Below are 18315 nucleotides of genomic sequence, written 5' to 3'. Positions count from 1 at the left end.
ACGGCCCATGCCCACGTACTCGTATGCCTGTCGCGACTGCGACCACCGCTTTGACGAGGTGCAGTCGATTCACGACGACGCGCTCGTCACCTGCCCCGCCTGCTCTGGATCGCTCCGCCGCGTGTTCGGCAACGTGGGTGTGACGTTCAAGGGTTCAGGCTTCTACCGGACGGACTCGCGGGCCGCCGCCAAATCCAAGTCCTGACCGGACAGTCCAAGTCCTCACCGGACGCGCGGCCACCGTTTACCAGTGCGGTGGCTTCTCCCGCAGGATGTCGTCATCACGCGACCCTGAACTGCCCCCACCCCAACCGGCGTCTTCGTCTTCCCACGCACGCGTAGGAATCAGCGGTCGGTCAGCACCGGCGGCACGGGCCGATGCGCTCGTGGGCTTCACCACTGGCTCCGGCTTGGCAGGCTGCGGGTCATCGGCGTCCTCAGTTTCGACGTCCTCGGTATCGAAGTCCTCAGTCTCGACATCCTCAGCTCCGGCGTCAGGGTCGGATTCTGGATCCGCCTCTCCGTCTGCGTCTCCTTCGGAGTCCTCTGGCTCGCCGTCGTCAACCGCGGCCGCATCGGCATCCGGTTCTACGTTCTGATCGACTTCACCGGCTTCGCCGACCTCGCCGACCTCGCCGGCCTCGTCCTGCTCCTGCACGGTCTCCACCTCAGCCTCAAAGTCGAAGGGCACAGAAGCCGCATCAATCGCGGACTCCACCATCATGGTGCTCAGTCCCAAGGTCATCGGTTCTGGTTCTGGCCGCTGTGGCACTGCTTCGGGCTCCACCTCCGGGTAGTCCACCGGTGGCTCTGGCAGGTCAAGGTCCAGGCTTCCCTGTTCGACTTGCGGGCTGGGGTCGTTCTCCGGCAATGCTGCACGGACCTGGGCGGCCGCGGAGTCGGGGTCCATAAACACGTCGAGGGTCCACAACGGCACCACGGTCCAACCCAGTCGCTCCAGTTGAGAGCGCTGCCACCGGACCCGGTCACGCAACGACACTGACCCCGCGCTGGAAGCCTCGTCTGTCACGATCGCCACGCTGTAGTCACGCTCGTGTGGCCCCGCTACCACCATGGGGATAGCGTCAGTGGCTTTGCCGTAGCGCACACGCACCTTGTAGCCCTCGTGGCGCAAACGCTGCGCAACATCGGCCAACAACCAGTCACTGGGGGCGGGCTCTGGACGTTCCGGCGCCACAGGAGCTGACGCGGAGACCCGCAGCAACTCACGGAAGTCCTCCACGCCACTGGCGGCGGAAGCACCGCACTCCCCTAGGTCGTCCACGCTCAGCGTCGAGAAGATCGTGACGTCCTCACGCGAAGCCACCAGAGCCTGGACCACGGCCTGGCGACCCCACGGCTCGGACAACGCGCCCAGATGCGGAGGCAGGTTGCCGTCCTCGTCGCGGGCGTAGCCCAACGACACCACAACTTCGTGTGCGGCCATCCCCGCGACTTCACCCAACGGCTCAATCTCTACGGCAGCGGACAGCTTCGCGGAACGCGCCTCGAGTTCCGCACGCACCGCCTCGGCATGCACCACAGATCCCGTGACGATCGCAAGGCTGCGGTGCTTGCCCGCCGCCATCCGCTGCTCGACGTACGCGGCCACCGCCCTGACCTCCGCAGCGGAGGTGGAGGCGCCAGGCTGCTCGCCTGCAGCATCGGCTACTTGTCCGGAAGCGGTGACCCACTCCACGCGCAACGTACCGGCGCCGTGCGCCGCAGGCTGGGTGGGCAAGGCACGCCCGTACGCAATCTCGCTCAACACCGTGCTGACACGGGGATCGCGCGGCTGAGCCATGGCATGCAACGTGACCTGCGGCAACAGCGTCGCGAGCGCCGCGATCGCGGACCGGGTTGCCGCGTGCGCGTCGCCCAACACCACAACCTGCTTGGCGCGGGCGAGCGTGGGCACCAACTCGGCCAAAGCGAGGGATTCACCCGCCACCACCACTGCCACATCAATGGACAGCGAAGACGGCGCCAGGTGCGAGACCTGCTCGGCCTTCGCCAACACCACGGGACGCAACGACGTCACCAACGGCGCAAAGTCGCGCCACAACTCCTTGTACGAGGCATCCTTGCCCTCCACGAGGGCGGCAAACAGGTCACGTGCCATATCAGGGTGGCGCGCAATCGCACTCCGACGCCGCTCCGCAGCGGCCCGCATCAGCGGACCCACCCGCGCAGCAGAGAAATCCAGATCTCGCTTACGGAACTCCTCGACAGCAGCACCGATGGCGCCGTACTCCGTCAACGTGGGGTCCGCCATCACGATGCTGTCAAACGCGGCAGCCCACCAGGCGAACTCCAAGTCGCGGCGAATCTGCACACCCGACGCATCACGCGCACGCAAGTCAGCGACCAACGCGGCAAACCCGCCGCTGTCGACATCAATGTCGAGGTCGTCGACATCGGACGACTCAAGCGAACCGGGCACGCCCAGCGCGAGACGATCAAGCGTCTCGACCAGTTCCTCCCACGAATGCGTGGCGAGGTCATCAACATCGGCGACGGCCGCAACCACGTCAGCGATGGTGTCCCACTCCGCCTGCGCCTTTTCGATGCGGTCGATGAAAATGTCGTAGTCGTCAGGAACCACGGGCCAGCCGCCAGCGGAACAGTGGGACCGCCACCGCAGTGCAAGATCGTGAGCCTTCACCAGGTCTTCGTGGATGTGCTCCTTGCCGCGACCCGGGCGCAGCAACTCCACCGCGCGACGCATCAAGGCACGGCGGTCCCGCCGCGGAATGTCCACATACTTGGGTGAACTGTGCGGCGCGGATGCCGCCACCAGGTCGTGAAGCGAACGGTGGAACACAGCCGGCGAAAATGTCTCAAGGATGCTGCGCAGGTCAGCGAACATCTGCACCTGATCAGCCCACACCGCCAACGAGTTCGCCTCGTCAATACCGGTCTCGTGGGCAGCGATCGCTGCCTCAGAACGCAGCTTGGGAACGGAACGGCCCAAGAAAGTCGCAAGCGCCTCATCGAGACGCGCGCCCTCACTTTCCTCAGCGTGCCCTGACCACCACGGCTCCGTGTCGTCATCGCGTGTCACCGCGGCGGCAGCATCGGCCTGCTTCGCGACAGCCGCCTCGTCGGCGTCCTCGGGTGCCAACGCCCGTGCGATTGCCGCGGACACGGAAGCGAAACCATGATCCGCGACGATGGCGCCAGCATCGGCCCCCAACCGCGTCGACGTCTGCGGCGCCGGGTCAGCGGTCGTGATCCGCACAATGGCCTGGACCGACTCGAAGGCGCTCACGCCCCACGGACGGTACGTCCGGTGCAGGGCATCGAAGCGACGGTGCAAGTCGGCACGGGCACGCACCAGCGCCTCACCCGACGTGCGAACAGCGGCATCGTCCACCTGCGGGGTGCCCATCGTGATCGCTTCCAGAAGCCGCGAACGCGCACTGGTGTTCCACGCCGCTTCCGTACCGTCCACGACGATGTCGCCAGCACCCCACTCCGCAAGCTTGCGTCCCACATTGTGCAGGGCCCGGTCCTGACCACCCACGACAGCGACGGTCCTGCCGGAGGCCGCCCCGTCGGCAGCGATCGCGGCCGCGATACCAATCGCATCCGAACCGGGAGGGGTTCCCAGGAACACGTCTCGACCGGTCGCAATCAGATCCAGCGCCGCGAACGTCACGTCATCAAGATCGCCGATGCCACGCTCGCCGAACGGGTCCCGGTCGCCCTTGGGGAAAGCCGGGAGCGGTTCGCTGAGGGTGGCGAGAGCGTCGCGGTCCCCTGCGGCAGCGGCCAGGATGGGTGAGGCGCCGATGACGGAGTCCAGGTCATCAAGGTCGTCGAGGAGGCGCTGCTCGGGGTCGTCGTAGGCGCCCAGGATGAGGCGGTTGCGCACCTCGAGTGTGTCCCCCAGGAGGTCGCTGCGGTCACCGACCGCGTCCCACAGCGGACGTGGGTCAAAGTCGCGTCCCGGGGTGATCTGCGGCAGCGCCGGCGGGTTCTCCCAGCCGGCTTGCGCGGCCCGCTCACGCAGGAGGGACACGATCACGGGGTTGATCCAGATCTCGTTGCGCAGCGTGATGTGCAGGTCACGTTCGCGATGCCGGTCCAGTTCCACGGCGCGCAACAGGATCGGCATCTCAACGTCGTGACTGGCTTCGCGCCAGCATGCGGTGCCCACAGCGAGCGCGGCTGTCCAGGCGCCGGTCGCGGCCTTGACTCGTTCAGCTTCGTCGATGATGGCGCGGCCCTTGGTCAACGCGCCTTCGACCGCTTGTTCTTCGCGGACCAGCGAGGTCAACGCGGTGGGGCGTGCCGCGAACAGTTGCGCAAGGCCTGAGGGGTGGGAGTGGCGCAGGTCGATGAGGTCCGCCTGGGTGGCGACCAGGTCTCGCAGCGGGGACACAGTCGCGCGCGCTTGGAGTTGCTCTCGCCACTCTTGAAGTGCGTCCGCGACTAGGGAGCGCCCGATGAAGTCCACCACTGTCCTACGGTACCTAGGACCACGGCTCAGGGTGGACCACCACGCCGCTCCCAGAACCGTCAAATGGCTCCATTTGGTTGTCTTAGTTCACTAAAACAACCGAATGGAGCCATCTGAGGAAAAATCCGGACAGTGCGCGCCCACTTAGTCAGCCGACGCGCACCGCTGGAGGAGATTGTGAGACCACAGTGGCCTCTACGTCAAAACGGACGCAAGAGACCTGAATCTAGCTCGATGGAACGAACTCGTGGGTCCACACCTCGGAGCCGTCAGGGTTGAGGTACGTATAAATGATGCGGGGGTCTTCGGTGATGCCAAAGGCCTCCATCTCAGGGAACGCCGCCGAGTCCGTGAGTTCCTGGAAGGTCTCCAAAGTGGACTCGAAACCGTCGGCAGCAACCGCAGGGTCAACCTCGTCGGCAAAGGTGTAGATGTACTCGACCGTGCCGGGGTGAGTCGCCTCAATAGCGAAGTCGAGGTACACGTCCTCTGTGCCCGCAAGCATCGTGTCGGCGTTCTCCTGCAACGTCGCTACGAACTCGTCAAGCGCTTCACTGGACGATGCTGCAGCGTCACTGTCAGACGAGCCTGCACCACTGTCGGCGGAGTCAGTTGACTCTTCCGTGGTCTCAGCGGTGGATTCCCCTGCCGTGGCCGTGGACTCCACCGTGGACTCGGTGGTGGGTGCAGCGTCGTCAGCGTCGGACGAGCAGCCCGCGACGCCGAGCGTCAGGACGGCCAAGCCCACAATGGCGGCGGTGCGGTGATGACTGATCAACATGGGTCCCCCTAAAAGACTCGCGGTAAGTCGACATCGCCACACTACAGAGTCTCAGGGCCGGTGGAGTGCGCCTGGGCAGATTCGAACTGCCGACACCCGCTTTAGGAGAGCGGTGCTCTATCCCCTGAGCTACAGGCGCGTGGGGCGCCTACCAGGGTACCCGGTACGGCGCGACACACCGGTCACCGCCGCTTGCGGGATGACCCTGGCGGCGGGGCGGGGCTTACCAGCGTCCGGCGACGTGTTCCTCGATGTGGGTGCGATACACCTGTTCCAGGGCGTCAAGGAGCGTGGAGTCGAGTTCCGGCAGGGAGCCGGCATCGGCGTTGTTGGCGGCCTGCGCCACGCTGGTGGCGCCGGGGATGATGGTGGTCGCGCCCACGGTGGCGATCCAGGCAAGCGCGAGCTGAGCGGTGCTCCACCCGTCGGGCGTGAGGTCCGCGACCTCACGGGCCGCGCGCACGCCTACGTCGTAAGGCACGCCCGAGAACGTCTCACCGATGTCGAAAACCTGGCCGTCGCGGTTGTAGGTGCGGTGGTCGTCGGGTGCAAACGTGGTGGCCTCGTCGAACTTTCCGGACAGGAGGCCCGATGCCAGGGGGATGCGGGCAATGATCGCGACGCCTTGGTCCTGGGCTTGGGGAACCACGGCGTCGAGTGGTTTGCGGCGGAAGATGTTGAGGATGATCTGGATGCTGGCGAGGTCTGGCTCCTGGAGGGCACGCAACGCCTGGTCGCAGGTCTCCACGGAGACACCCCAGCGCGAGATGCGCCCTTCTTCCACGAGCACCCGTAGCGCTTCATACGTGGCGGGGTCGTCGTAGACCTCCGTGGGCGGGCAGTGCAGTTGGACGAGGTCGAGCGTGTCGACCCCAAGATTTTCGCGCGAACGATCGGTCCAGCGACGGAAGTTGTCGAGAGTGTAGGCCTCCGCGACGTGCGGGTTGGCGCGCCGTCCCATCTTGGTGGCGACGGTGATGCGGTCACCGGCGTGGTCCGCCATAAAGCGGCCCACAGCGAGTTCTGAGCGTCCGTCGCCGTAGACGTCGGCGGTGTCGAAGAACGTCACTCCGCGGTCGACTGCGGCGCTGAGGATGCCCGCTGCCGTGTCGGCATCGACGTCTCCCCAGTCGGAGCCGAGCTGCCAGCAGCCCTGCCCCATGACGGAGACGGAACGGTTCAGTCGGGAAGCGTCATTGACTCGCATGAGATCACCATACGCGGACCCCATCAGTTTTTACAAACACTGTTTGAAAACTACGGATGGTCGGAAAACGACAACGGGGCACCCCCCCCCCGGGGGGGGGAGGCGGCCGTTGCGACAAAACGAGGCGGCGTTAGCCAGTCACGCGCACGTACGTGGGGTTCGACTGCCAGATCGGACGGAACTGGATGGTCTTACCGGGACGCGGTGCGTCGATCTGCAGGTTCGGGCCTGCGTAGATACCCACGTGACCGGGCGTCACGATGATGTCGCCAGGCTGCGGGCTCGACACGCGAGTACCCACGTTGTAGTAGGCGCCGGACGAACGCGGCAACGAAATGCCGAGCTGGCCGTACACGTACGAGGTGAAGCCCGAGCAGTCGAAGCCGGACGGCGACGAGCCACCGGAGACGTAGGGCACGCCCACGTACTTCGAGGCCTCAGCGATCACGGCAGAACCAGAGATCGCTGCCGACACCGACGCCGAGTTCGATACCTCACGCGCACCGGACGAGTTTGACGTCGAGGTGCCCGAGTTGGACTCGGTGGTGGTCGTGGTGGGCGGAGGCGTGTAAACGGGCTCCGGGTTGGCCGAAAACTCGACGTCAGGGGTGTCGACGTCGTAACCGGCCTCATCAGCTGCCGTGACCGAAGCGGCGATATCTGCCGCGGCGGCGTCCTCAATGGTCGCCGACTCTGCCAACGGGTTGCTGGGGACGATGTCTTGTGTGACGAGGGCCGCCGCAGCAGCTCCCGTGAGGGGCACCACAACGAGCGCAGCGCCGGCCGTAGCCGCAACCGCACGCGTCCTGGCGCGCATGTATCCGTACCTCAAGATGCTGTGTTCCTTCCGCGCGGCTCTCATTCCAGCGCGTCGATGTTCCCGGCTCTCCTGCCGCCTTGGAGGGAACTCCAAGTGCCATCAGCAGGGGGACCTGACGAGGTCATGTCCTCTCTAGTGCTAGTCGCCCATGTTACCTAATCGTGACGATTTACCAAGTCGACAACTCCAAAGACGTGCCGAGCAGCATCCACGCTGAGCTCGAGCGACTCGTCTCCCACCGTTGTCACCACATGCTTCTCAGAACGTCGGATCCGCACCGTCGCCCCAGGCACAAGGCCAATTGCAACCGCTTGATCCAGGAAGCCATGAGCCGCTTGAGGCCCCTCCCCGATCCGCGTCACAGTGAACTTGGTCACTTCAGAAATTGCGACAGATTCCATCGACACCACGGGCCGCTCCACCGAATCTGAGGACTCTGCAAGCCCCAACTCCCCCAGTCCGGGGATGGGGTTTCCGTAAGGCGATACCCGCGGGTCGTCGAGCATTTCGACGAGCCGCCGCTCCACCCGGTCACTCATCACGTGCTCCCACCGGCACGCTTCCTCATGGACATAGGGCAAGTCCAGCCCAATGACATCAGTCAGGAGTCGCTCAGCGAGGCGGTGCTTACGCATCACGCGCGTCGCGAGCTCCAGTCCCTCTGGCGTGAGTTCAAGGTGACGGTCAGGCGTAACAACCACGAGACCGTCGCGCTCCATGCGTGCCACCGTCTGCGAGACCGTGGGACCGGAGTGATCGAGTTGCTCCGCGATGCGGGCACGCATCGGGACTACGCCGTCCTCGATCAACTCGTAGATGGTCCTCAGGTACATCTCTGTGGTGTCAATCAGATCAGTCACTGCGAGTGCCTTCCCATGCCCCGGTACTGCCAACCCGCATTGATCCACTCTTGCGCCGGCAAGCAGTTGCGACCGTCGATGATGCGGGCCTCGTTCACCACCGCCTTGACCGTTGCCGGGTCAAGGTCGCGGAACTGCTTCCACTCAGTAGCAACAATCACCAGGTCCGCACCGGTGCACGCCTCAATGGGATCGTCCACATACGTCAGGGTGGGCCACACGCGGGCAGCATTCGCGTTCGCTTCCGGGTCGTGGACACGTACCTGCGCGCCACGCAAATGGAGAGTGCCCGCAACGTCCAGCGCCGGCGAATCACGAATGTCGTCACTGTTGGGCTTGAAAGCGGCGCCAAGAACCGCCACAGTGGCGCCGCTCAAACCGCCCACGAGGTCGTCAGCGAGCGTGACTGCATGCTCGCGGCGCCGCATGTTGACCCCGTCAACTTCCCGGAGGAACATCAGCGCTTGGTCCACGCCCAACTCGCTGGCGCGCGCCATGAACGCACGAATGTCCTTGGGCAGGCATCCCCCACCGAAGCCCAAACCAGCGCCCAAGAACTTACGCCCGATGCGCTCATCGTGACCGATCGCGTCGGCAAGGTCCCGGACATCGGCGCCAGACGCTTCACACACCTCTGCGATGGCGTTGATGAAACTGATCTTGGTCGCCAAGAAAGCATTGGCGCTGACCTTGACCAACTCCGACGTAGCGAAGTCCGTCACCAAGAACGGCGTGTCGCGGTCAAGCATGTCGGCGTAGACCCGGCGCGCGACTTCTTCTACCGTTCCCGGCCGATCGCGGTCCACACCCAGAACGATGCGGTCGGGACGCAGCGTGTCCTCGACCGCGAAGCCCTCACGCAGGAACTCGGGATTCCATCCCAAGTAGACGTCTTCGCCTGCCGGGGCAATCTCTCGCAAACGGTCCGCAAGACGCTGAGCGGTTCCCACGGGCACCGTCGACTTGCCAAAGATCGTGGCAGGACGGTCGAGCATCGGCCCGAGCGTCTCAATGACCGCTTCAACCTGACTCACGTCCGCCGCGTACTCACCCTGCTTCTGTGGAGTACCCACACCAACAAAGTGGACATCGGCAAACTCTGCGGCGACGGAAGCATCTGTGGTGAACCGTAGGCGGCCGGAGTCCACGTGTTTGCGCACGAGTTCCGGCAGACCGGGTTCGTAGAACGGAAGTTCCCCGCGCGACAGGCGGGCAACTTTCTCAGGATCAATATCAACGCCGACAACCTCGTGCCCCAACTCAGCCATTCCAGCCGCGTGGGTGGCACCCAGGTACCCCGTACCAAAAACGGAAATCCGCTCGCTCATGCGCTCCAGATTAGCCCGCGTGTGTGACAGGGCGCTCCGTCTCATAGGGAGTGCGCGCAACAACAGCACCCCCGTCGACCGAAAGTTCCAGTTGACCGAGGCTGTCTCGGACAAAAGCTGCCTGCCCGTGAGTCAACGTCAACTCGCGACCACCAGCAACCAGATGGCATTCACCACGCACACACAGGACGATGCGCGGTCCGGCCGCCACGTTCACTCGCCCGTCGTTGATGATGGTGAGTGCGAACTCGTCTGCGGGAGTGATCAGGTGCCGTGCTGCCCCGTCGAAACGCACCTGCGGCCCCACCGGATCGCAGGCTTCCGGGTTCAGGAGGTCAAGCAGCAGCGGGACGTTGACCGTCTTTGGCGTAAGGCCGGCGCGGACCACGTTGTCAGAGTTGGCCATGATCTCCAGGCCCATGCCTGACTGGTACGAGTGCAGCACTCCTGCGCCCACAAAGACGGCGTCTCCCGGCTCCAGCCGCACCGCATGCATACCGAGCGCCACGATCGCACCCGCATCGCCTGGGAAGTGGCGGAGTGCCCGGGCAGCAGCAGCGAGCGAGCTCGACGGGTCTGCGTTCGCTCCGAGGCGCGCGAGCGCCTCCAGCGTTTCTTGATCGACCCCGCCCGACAACGCACCTCGGATGAAGTCGCGAACGTCTCCCGAGTTCTCAAGGGACGATGCCAGGCCCAGCGCACGACCCGTCTTCAGCGCCCGCAGATCGGAAGCGGTGGCCTCGATAGGCCGCACGCCAGACAGCACCTCCATGCGCGTGATCGCCACCACCATCTCTGGCTTGTGGAACGGGTCGAGGAAGTGATGAGGCGCGCCGCCAGTGCCGCGCTGTTCACGTGCAAACCCCTCACGCGCCTGTGCCAGCGTGGGATGAACCTGGATCGACAACGGCTTGCCAATCGACAGGACCTTCAACAGGTAAGGAAGGCGGTCGCCCCAGCGCTTGACCGCCCGCGCACCCAGCATCGACTCGGGTTCGCGGGCGATCGCTTCATCAAGCGCACACAGCGCCCCGTCCATGTCGGCCTGCGAGGGACCGGAGTCATGTGCACCCCACCAGGCCTCCGCGACTGGCCCGCCGGTGGGCTCGACTTCGAGCATTCGAGGAATGTCGTCGTGGGTCCCCCACGCATAGTCACGAAGTACTGGACTGATCAGATGCACAGGCGCAAGTCTGCCATTGGGCGCACCACTACGCTGTAGCCATGTCGACTGAACTCACTATTCCCGCTGAGTTGCTGCCCGCCGACGGCCGTTTTGGTTCGGGACCGTCACGCGTGCGGGACGCTCAGATTCAGGCCATCGTTGACGCCCAGCCCACGGTCTTGGGCACATCCCACCGCCAGGCGCCGGTGCGCGGCGTGGTGGGCGACGTGCGGCGCATGCTCGCGGAGCTATACGAGCTGCCCGATGGCTACGAGGTTCTGCTCGGCAACGGTGGGTCTACGTCGTTTTGGGATGCCGCGGCTTTCTCTCTTGTGGAACGCAAAGCGCAGCACTGCACCTTTGGTGAGTTCGGTGCGAAGTTTGCAGAAGTCACACGATCGGCCCCGCACCTCGACGACCCCGACGTCGTGAACGCTCCCGCGGGTCAGATTGCGACACCGCGTTTGAGCGACGGCGTCGATGTGTACGCGTGGCCACACAACGAGACCTCGACGGGTGCGATGGCGCCGGTCCAGCGTCTTGCAGGATCCGAGGGCGCTCTGACAGTGATCGACGGCACGTCGGCTGCGGGAGGCCTGGCGCTTGACGTGACCCAGACGGACGTCTACTACTTTGCGCCACAGAAGAGCTTCGGTTCCGATGGCGGAATCTGGTTTGCGTTGGTGTCGCCGGCCGCGATCGAACGTATTGAACGCATCGCCGCGAGCGGGCGTTACATTCCGGCTTCGCTCGACCTCAAGACCGCGGTCGACAACTCGCGTAAGGACCAGACCTACAACACGCCTGCGGTCGCGCCCCTGGTGATGATGCGCAACCAGCTGGAATGGATGCTCAGCAATGGCGGCATGGACTTCACGACGGCCCGTACCGCGGAGTCCGCACAGCGCATCTATACCTGGGCAGACGCAGTGTCCGCTGCTGAGGCATTTGTCACAGTTCCTTCCCAGCGTTCCCAGGTGGTCGCTACGGTCGACCTGACTCCACCGGTAGACGCATCATCGCTCGTCTCGACGTTGCGCGCTCACGGTGTGGTCGACATCGACCCTTATAGGAAGCTCGGGCGCAACCAGATTCGGGTGGGGATGTTCCCCGCCGTCGATCCGGATGACGTCACCGCGCTGACACGTTGCCTTGACTGGCTTTTGGAGAGAACGCTGACATGACGCCCACGCAAGAGGACACCGGGACCCGACCCGCACGCCGATTCCCCCTCAGTGCCCTCTTGCTCACAGCTCTTCCCGTCGCAGTTGTTGCCACCACCGGTGCTGCCGCTGGCGCCTGGCAGGGCAACACAGTCGTCGAGGCCGGCTCCGCTGATGCTGTGGCGCAGGCCGTCACCACGGCCGATGCGTCAATCGAGTCAGTGACGGCAGGCTCCGATGCGCTCGGCGCTGACTACGGCATCGCAGTGCCGCAGGTCTCCGTTTCTCTGCCCCCAGAGCCCGTCGTGACCCCCGCCCCGGTTGCTGCTAACAGCACCGGCGGCAACGCATCGACTGGCAGCAAGGCCTCGACTGGCGGCAGTGGCAATACCTCCGCGGGCACGAGCGGTGGCTCTACGTCGTCTGGCTCCACGAAGAGCGCTCCTGCAACGCAGTCGTACACCTCATACTGCGCTTCCCCGTCGAGCCCGTTCTCGGCTAGCAGTCCGCAAGGCATGCTCGCGGCCGCGAACCAAGAACGCGCGCGGCTCGGAATCGCACCTTTGTCCTGGTCGGGTTCACTGGCATCGGCGGCGACCTCGTGGTCCCAGACGATGGCAGCGGAAGACTCCCAGACCGACGCTCTCATCGACGCCATGCGCCACAACCCCAACCGTCCTGCGGGCGGGGAGAACGTGGCAGTCAGTTACGCCTCGCGCGGGCACTCCCAAAGCGCCGCAGCGGCGAAGGCGCACTATGAGTGGATGTACTCCAACGGCCACTGCTTGAACATCATGAACCCGGCCTGGTCTGTCATGGGCGCTGGCATGGCGGTCACAGCCGACGGCAACACCTGGTACTCGACGGTCAACTTCCAGTAGACCGCGGTCCCTGGGCCACGTCCTAGTTCGCGGGGGATTCCTCGGCGGGAGCGTCTTCTGCGGGCGCCTCAACGGCGGAAGCACTCTGGGCGGAGGCCTCGGGCGCAACCTCAGTCTCTGCCGTGACGACAGACGTGGGCTCAGCCTCGAGGACGGCGTCGCCTTCCGGCTCAGGCGCGGCAGCATCGGCCGATGCTTCGGGAGCGGCGTCCTTGTCCGGCGCGGCTTCCTCAACGGTGTCTTCCGGCGTCTCCAGTGTCAGCGACGCCACGGCGTCCGTGTCGAAAACGGGGTCCGGGTCAGGCCACTTGGTGCCTTGGCGCTCGATGTCCGTCTGCGAGTGCGCCCCGCAACCGTGATCGACAGAGACAACCTTGCCGTCCGAGGGCGACCACTCGTTCGAGCACGCACCAAAGGTGGTCCGTAGCGAACCAGTCAGCGGGATAAAGAAGGCGCAGGTCGAGCACGGAGAAGCCGATGCCACGGCGCTAGAAGCGGTGGGACCGTGAGAACCGCGGTACCAACGTTCCGCAGCACCGTTGCGGCCCTCAGGTGCCAAGACACGCTCGCGCCCCAACCCCAACTCCCAGATCTCCAGGGCGTCCTCGTCCTCACCGTGCAGCTCATAGCCAGGCTCAAGCCGGACGTCCTCGACAATCTTGGGCAGCACCATCGAAGGCTCAAGGTCACCGGGACGAATCCGGTCCGCCCACGGAATCCATGCGGGCGCCAACAGAGCATCGTCCGCAGGAACCAAGTGAGCCTCGCACACGGCGGCCTCACGGCCACGCGGCGCGCGGGACAGCGTCACAGCCCAGACCCAGCCACGGTAGCCAGGCATGGCGCATGCGAACTGGTGGGTGACGAGGCGGTCCGCCACATCATTCACACCCAGGTACTCGCCCACCCACACGGCATCCTCGGCGACCTCAACTGCGACATCACGCGCAAGGTCGACAGCCTTGTCCAGAACTGTGTCCATGAAACTCGATCACGCCTCCAGTTGATCGGCGACAGCCCGCAGGACGGACGCCACCTTCTTGCCCCGAGCCTGGTCCGGGTAGTGACCCTTGCGCAGCGAGTTCGACACCCCATCAAGCATCTTGATGAGGTCTTCGACGATGACCGTCATCTCGTCAGGCTTCTTGCGCAGCCCCTGCGACACCGACGGAGCGGGATCGATCAGCGTGACCGACAGCGCGGACGGGCCACGGCGGCCATCCGCCACCGAGAAGTCCACACGGGTTCCCTGTCGGGGAGCGGTCACGCCTGCGGGGAGCGCAGAGGCGTGCAGGAACACCTCACCGCCATCGTCACTGGCGATGAAGCCGAAACCCTTGTCTGCGTCGAAGAACTTCACACGACCGGTGGGCACATCAACCTCACTGAAAATCTCTGGCGCCGCGAGTTCGGCGCACCCTCAGTCTAGCTGTCATCCACAGGAGCACTCTGAGTCCTGGGGCACGGTTTGCCAGCGAGCCAATCCAGGTAGCACACTGGTGACAAGCAGGACTGACGTACGAGGCATAAAAGTGAGGTGGCGTAGTGCCGGTTCCCGAGTGGCTGGTTCCTGCCTTTCAACGGTCCGCCATCGCAGCGGGAGCGACAGCTTCCGCCTCCACTATCGACGCAGCGGCGGATCGCCTGATCGAGCGCTGGACCGAGCCAGATCGCCGGTTCCACAGCATCGGCCACCTGATCGACCTTCTCCAACGCGTCGACGAGCTTCAGCAAGAAGCCGCCCGGCCTCACCTGGTGCGCCTCGCGGCCTGGTATCACGGCGCAGTGTTTGACGCCGAGGAGCGGGCCGCAGCCAAAGACAGTCGACTCGGCGAGAACGAGGCTGCTAGCGCCGAGTACGCGCGCGAGGAACTGACCGCGCTCGGCGTTGACGAGAAGCCGGTGGAGCAGGTGGTGGCGCTCGTCCAAGGCCTGGAACGTCACAGCCCTTCACTGCGCGACCTGGACGCAGCAGTCCTGTCCGACGCAGACCTCGCTGTCCTCGCCACCGAACCTCAGCGCTACAAGGTCTACACCGACCAGGTCCGCCAGGAGTACGCACACGTAGCGCCGCTCGAGTACTTGGAGACGCGTCACCGCATCCTGAAGCGACTCATGGCCCGCGACAGCATCTACCTGTCACCGCTCGCCAGGGGCTGGGAACGACAAGCACGCGAGAACGTGACCGCGGAACTGTCTCGTCTTGAACGCGACATAGCCGCAGCATCGGCTGCCTAACTCCCCCGCCACTGCGCGCCCCGGGTGGCGCGGCTTTCCCCAGGTCCGCGTCCGGCGCTCAGCTATCCCCAGATGCAAGGCCGGACCGGCGCCGCGCACTCACCTCTCCCTACCGTCATAAGGGTCAACAACCCGACCGCAAGGAGAACCACATGAGTCAGTTCAACGTCGACAGCGCCCAGGTCGCCAGCGCCGCTTCACAGGCGCACGTCACCGGAGAGTCCATTCGCGCAGAGGTCTCGGCAATGATGGGCCACCTCACCGCCTTGGAGGGCACCTGGCAGGGCAACGCATCTGCGGCTTACGCCGTCGTCCTGGACCAATGGCGCGGCGCCCAGGCCCAGGTGGAAACCGCTCTGGAGTCACTCTCCACAGCGCTCAACCAGGCCGCACAGACCTACGCTACGGCGGAAGACACCGCGTCCCGCCTGTTCAGCGCACGCTAACTGACGCCCGCTGCAACGAGCCCGGGCCTGCCACGCGTAGGCTCGGGCTCGTGACCGTGCTCATCGACCCGCCGCTGTGGCCCCGCCACGGCAAGGTGTGGGGCCACATGGTCTCTGATCAGTCCCTAGACGAACTCCATGCTCTCGCCCGCGCGGCTGGCATCCCAGCCCGCGCCTTCGATCGCGACCACTACGACGTCCCCGCAGAGCTACATCCCACGTTGCTCGCGCTCGGTGCCGAACTACTCGACGCACGTGAACTGGTCCGCAGGCTCCGCGACTCAGGACTGCGGGTCACCGCCGCTCAACGTCGCCTGTAGCCGCGGGTCTATGCCCCGCGTGGGCCCCGCGCGCAACGCACACATCTCGCCACACCCCCGGAACGCAACGAGACCCCCAGGGCATCAGCCCTGGGGGTCTCGTGTCAGTCAGCGCGAACGCTGGCGGTGAGGCTTAGAAGCCCATGCCGCCCATGTCGCCGCCGCCGGCCGGCATGGCCGGCTCGGGCTCGGGGATGTCCGCCACGACAGCTTCGGTCGTGAGGAACAGAGCCGCGATCGACGCAGCGTTCTGCAGAGCGGAACGAGTCACCTTGACCGGGTCGTTGACGCCAGCAGCAAGCAGGTCCTCGTACACGCCGGTTGCGGCGTTCAGGCCGTGGCCGGTCTCGAGTCCCTTGACCTTCTCGACGACAACGCCACCCTCAAGGCCAGCGTTGACGGCGATCTGGCGCAGCGGAGCCGTGATCGCGGACTCGACGATGCGAGCACCAGTGGCCTCGTCACCTTCAAGCTCGAGCGACGGCAGCGAAGCGGTACCAGCCTGGATCAGGGCAACGCCACCACCGGCGACGATTCCCTCTTCCACAGCAGCCTTAGCGTTGCGGACAGCGTCCTCAATGCGGTGCTTGCGTTCCTTGAGCTCAACCTCGGTGGCCGCACCGGCCTTGATGACGGCAACGCCGCCAGCCAGCTTGGCGAGGCGCTCCTGGAGCTTCTCGCGGTCGTAGTCCGAGTCGGAGTTGTCGATCTCGGCACGGATCTGGTTCACGCGGCCAGCAACCTGGTCCTCGGAGCCTGCACCGTCAACAATGGTGGTGTCGTCCTTGGTGACGACGACCTTGCGTGCCTGACCCAGCAGTTCCAGACCGGCGCTCTCGAGCGAGAGACCCACGGACTCGGAGATGACCTGGCCACCGGTGAGGATAGCCATGTCCTGCAGCATTGCCTTGCGACGGTCACCAAAGCCAGGAGCCTTGACAGCCACAACCTTCAGGTTGCCGCGCAGCTTGTTGACGACCAGAGCGGCGAGTGCTTCGCCGTCCACGTCCTCAGCGATGATCGCGAGGGGCTTGCCCGCCTGCATGATCTTCTCGAGGATGGGCAGCAGGTCCTTGAGGGACGAGATCTTCGACTCGACGAGCAGCACGTAAGCGTCTTCGAGGACGGCTTCCTGGCGCTCAGCGTCGGTGACGAAGTAAGGGTTCAGGTAGCCCTTGTCGAAGCGCATACCTTCGGTGAGCTCAAGCTCAAGACCGAACTGGTAAGCCTCTTCAACGGTGATGACACCTTCCTTGCCGACCTTGTCCATGGCCTCGGCAATGAGTTCACCAATAGCGGGGTCACCGGCGGAGATACCAGCGGTAGCAGCGATCTGCTCCTTGGTCTCGATCTCCTTGGCGGACGCGAGGAGCTCCTCGGTCACGGCGGCGACAGCCTTCTCGATGCCCTTCTTCAGCGCGATCGGGTTGGCGCCAGCGGAGACGTTGCGCAGACCCTCGCGCACGAGTGCCTGAGCGAGCACGGTGGCGGTGGTGGTGCCGTCACCCGCGACGTCGTCAGTCTTCTTGGCAACTTCCTTGACGAGCTCGGCGCCGATCTTCTCGTAAGGCTCCGACAGCTCGATCTCCTTGGCGATCGACACACCATCGTTCGTGATGGTGGGAGCGCCCCACTTCTTCTCGAGCACAACGTTGCGGCCCTTGGGGCCGAGGGTGACCTTCACGGCGTCAGCGAGGGCGTTCATGCCCCGCTCCATACCGCGACGGGCCTCCTCATCGAAGGCAATCTGCTTTGCCATAGGTGTGAATCCTCTTTCGATGACGGTGGCTTGCTAGTCGCCCGCGACGGACGATGCCATCCGCGCCGTTCACGTCACGACGAGGAGAGGCATCTCGACTGCGAAGCCGAATTCTCTTAGCACTCTCGGGTAGGGAGTGCTAAAGCGATTCTGGCACTCTCCCCTGCCGAGTGCAAACCACTGCCACCGTCTGTTCACCCAGGGCGCACAAGCAGAGCCCCTGCGTCAGACTTCGGGATCACCCAGGGTTGGATTCCAGCAGAACCTCAATCTCAGCGCCACCTGGCGTTCCGCCGCCCTGGACAGCGTCGATACCCAAGGTGTCGGCGATGTCCTGAGCTGTGTCAGCCAAGGCATCGTCCCCGTAGACAACGGTGTTCACACCGTTCGGGATCAGCGACGAAGAGATGTTGTTCGCAGCAAGGTTGGTGTACCCAACCGCTTCAAGCTCGGCTTGCTGTTCACCCGCAAGGCCCTGGATCCCGGCACCATTGCGGACGTGGACCTGCGCACCGTATTCGATGACAGGCTCCGGTTCCGGAGACTCCGTGGGAGTCGGGGTGGGAGAACTCGAGGGCTCGTCAGAAGGCGAGGTCGAAGGATCAGACGACGGCGACGTCGTGGGCTCGGCTGAAGGATCTGCAGAAGCCGTCACCGTGACTGAAGGCTCCGCTTCATCGTCACCGCCCTGGCCCAAGTTCCACAGGATCATCGCGATTCCGTAGGCCACAAGGCCCGCGATCACGAACGCGATCAGGGGAGGAAGCACCTTCGACCACCATGGCCGGGGCGCACGGTGGACGCCAACCGGCCCAGAGCTCTGAGCAAGATGGTCGAACTCGTCAGGTTCAAACACTGGTGCATCCTTTGCCACGCGTCACA

16 protein-coding genes, 1 tRNA gene and 1 pseudogene are annotated in these 18315 nt (G+C 64.9%); 6 read left to right on the top strand and 12 right to left on the bottom strand.

Annotated elements, in window-relative coordinates:
* Positions 1-7 precede the first annotated feature (7 nt).
* Positions 8-193: pseudogene (locus ON058_RS09935) on the top strand (FmdB family zinc ribbon protein); the annotation flags it as partial.
* A 51-nt stretch (positions 194-244) separates the two neighbouring features.
* Here the strand turns inward: ON058_RS09935 and ON058_RS09930 are convergent.
* The 8 genes from ON058_RS09930 to manA all read right to left on the bottom strand — a co-directional run bounded on the left by ON058_RS09930 (position 245) and on the right by manA (position 10644).
* Positions 245-4465, bottom strand: coding sequence for a hypothetical protein (locus ON058_RS09930; RefSeq protein ID WP_274668894.1), 4221 nt, complete (start codon positions 4463-4465; stop codon positions 245-247).
* Between the two features lie 226 nt (positions 4466-4691).
* Entirely contained in the window at positions 4692-5246 is a 555-nt protein-coding gene (locus ON058_RS09925; protein ID WP_274668893.1) for a hypothetical protein, read from the bottom strand.
* 66 nt (positions 5247-5312) lie between these two features.
* Positions 5313-5385, bottom strand: a tRNA-Arg gene (locus ON058_RS09920).
* Positions 5386-5469: 84 nt separating this feature from the next.
* Positions 5470-6453 (bottom strand): aldo/keto reductase, encoded by a 984-nt coding sequence (locus tag ON058_RS09915; protein ID WP_274668892.1) that lies wholly within the window; start codon positions 6451-6453, stop codon positions 5470-5472.
* Between the two features lie 130 nt (positions 6454-6583).
* The gene (locus ON058_RS09910; protein WP_274668891.1) at positions 6584-7270 is read right to left on the bottom strand and encodes a C40 family peptidase; all 687 of its coding nucleotides are present in this window, start codon (positions 7268-7270) and stop codon (positions 6584-6586) included.
* Between the two features lie 158 nt (positions 7271-7428).
* Entirely contained in the window at positions 7429-8133 is a 705-nt protein-coding gene (locus tag ON058_RS09905; protein WP_274668890.1) for a metal-dependent transcriptional regulator, read from the bottom strand.
* Positions 8130-9461 (bottom strand): UDP-glucose/GDP-mannose dehydrogenase family protein, encoded by a 1332-nt coding sequence (locus ON058_RS09900; protein ID WP_274668889.1) that lies wholly within the window; start codon positions 9459-9461, stop codon positions 8130-8132. Before ON058_RS09900 ends, ON058_RS09905 begins: the two co-directional genes overlap by 4 nt.
* 10 nt (positions 9462-9471) lie before the next feature.
* Entirely contained in the window at positions 9472-10644 is a 1173-nt protein-coding gene (manA, locus tag ON058_RS09895) for a mannose-6-phosphate isomerase, class I (RefSeq protein WP_274668888.1), read from the bottom strand.
* Positions 10645-10685: 41 nt separating this feature from the next.
* Here manA and serC point away from each other — a divergent pair, with 41 nt between their 5' ends.
* Together serC and ON058_RS09885 are read left to right on the top strand one after the other, a co-directional pair.
* A complete protein-coding gene (serC, locus tag ON058_RS09890; RefSeq protein WP_274668887.1) occupies positions 10686-11810 on the top strand; it encodes a phosphoserine transaminase in 1125 nt (374 codons plus the stop codon).
* Positions 11807-12670, top strand: a complete 864-nt coding sequence (locus ON058_RS09885) for a CAP domain-containing protein (RefSeq protein ID WP_274668886.1) — start codon at positions 11807-11809, stop codon at positions 12668-12670. Before serC ends, ON058_RS09885 begins: the two co-directional genes overlap by 4 nt.
* Positions 12671-12692: 22 nt before the next feature.
* Here the strand turns inward: ON058_RS09885 and ON058_RS09880 are convergent, their stop codons facing one another.
* Positions 12693-13652: a DUF3027 domain-containing protein gene (locus tag ON058_RS09880; protein WP_274668885.1), complete on the bottom strand. Its 960-nt coding sequence runs from the start codon at positions 13650-13652 to the stop codon at positions 12693-12695.
* A gap of 9 nt (positions 13653-13661) precedes the next feature.
* The gene (locus tag ON058_RS09875) at positions 13662-14045 is read right to left on the bottom strand and encodes a cold-shock protein (protein ID WP_274668884.1); all 384 of its coding nucleotides are present in this window, start codon (positions 14043-14045) and stop codon (positions 13662-13664) included.
* A gap of 170 nt (positions 14046-14215) precedes the next feature.
* Between ON058_RS09875 and ON058_RS09870 the strand changes: the two genes are divergently transcribed.
* From ON058_RS09870 to ON058_RS09860, 3 genes are all read left to right on the top strand, one after another.
* Positions 14216-14908, top strand: a complete 693-nt coding sequence (locus ON058_RS09870; RefSeq protein WP_274668883.1) for a hypothetical protein — start codon at positions 14216-14218, stop codon at positions 14906-14908.
* Between the two features lie 152 nt (positions 14909-15060).
* Positions 15061-15354, top strand: coding sequence for a WXG100 family type VII secretion target (locus ON058_RS09865; protein WP_274668882.1), 294 nt, complete (start codon positions 15061-15063; stop codon positions 15352-15354).
* 50 nt (positions 15355-15404) lie between these two features.
* Positions 15405-15674: a DUF4031 domain-containing protein gene (locus ON058_RS09860; RefSeq protein ID WP_274668881.1), complete on the top strand. Its 270-nt coding sequence runs from the start codon at positions 15405-15407 to the stop codon at positions 15672-15674.
* A gap of 133 nt (positions 15675-15807) precedes the next feature.
* Here ON058_RS09860 and groL read toward each other — a convergent pair whose 3' ends face one another.
* Complete coding sequence (gene groL, locus ON058_RS09855) at positions 15808-17433, bottom strand: chaperonin GroEL (protein WP_274668880.1); 1626 nt, start codon at positions 17431-17433, stop codon at positions 15808-15810.
* 238 nt (positions 17434-17671) lie between these two features.
* Positions 17672-18307: a LytR C-terminal domain-containing protein gene (locus ON058_RS09850; protein ID WP_274668879.1), complete on the bottom strand. Its 636-nt coding sequence runs from the start codon at positions 18305-18307 to the stop codon at positions 17672-17674.
* Positions 18308-18315 lie beyond the last annotated feature (8 nt).

Origin of the sequence: Demequina sp. B12 (assembly GCF_028823635.1) — a bacterium.
In the GTDB taxonomy this organism is placed as follows: Bacteria; Actinomycetota; Actinomycetes; order Actinomycetales; family Demequinaceae; genus Demequina.
The sequence above is the reverse complement of the archived record's forward strand: the minus strand, read 5'-3'. Positions and strand labels throughout refer to the sequence as shown.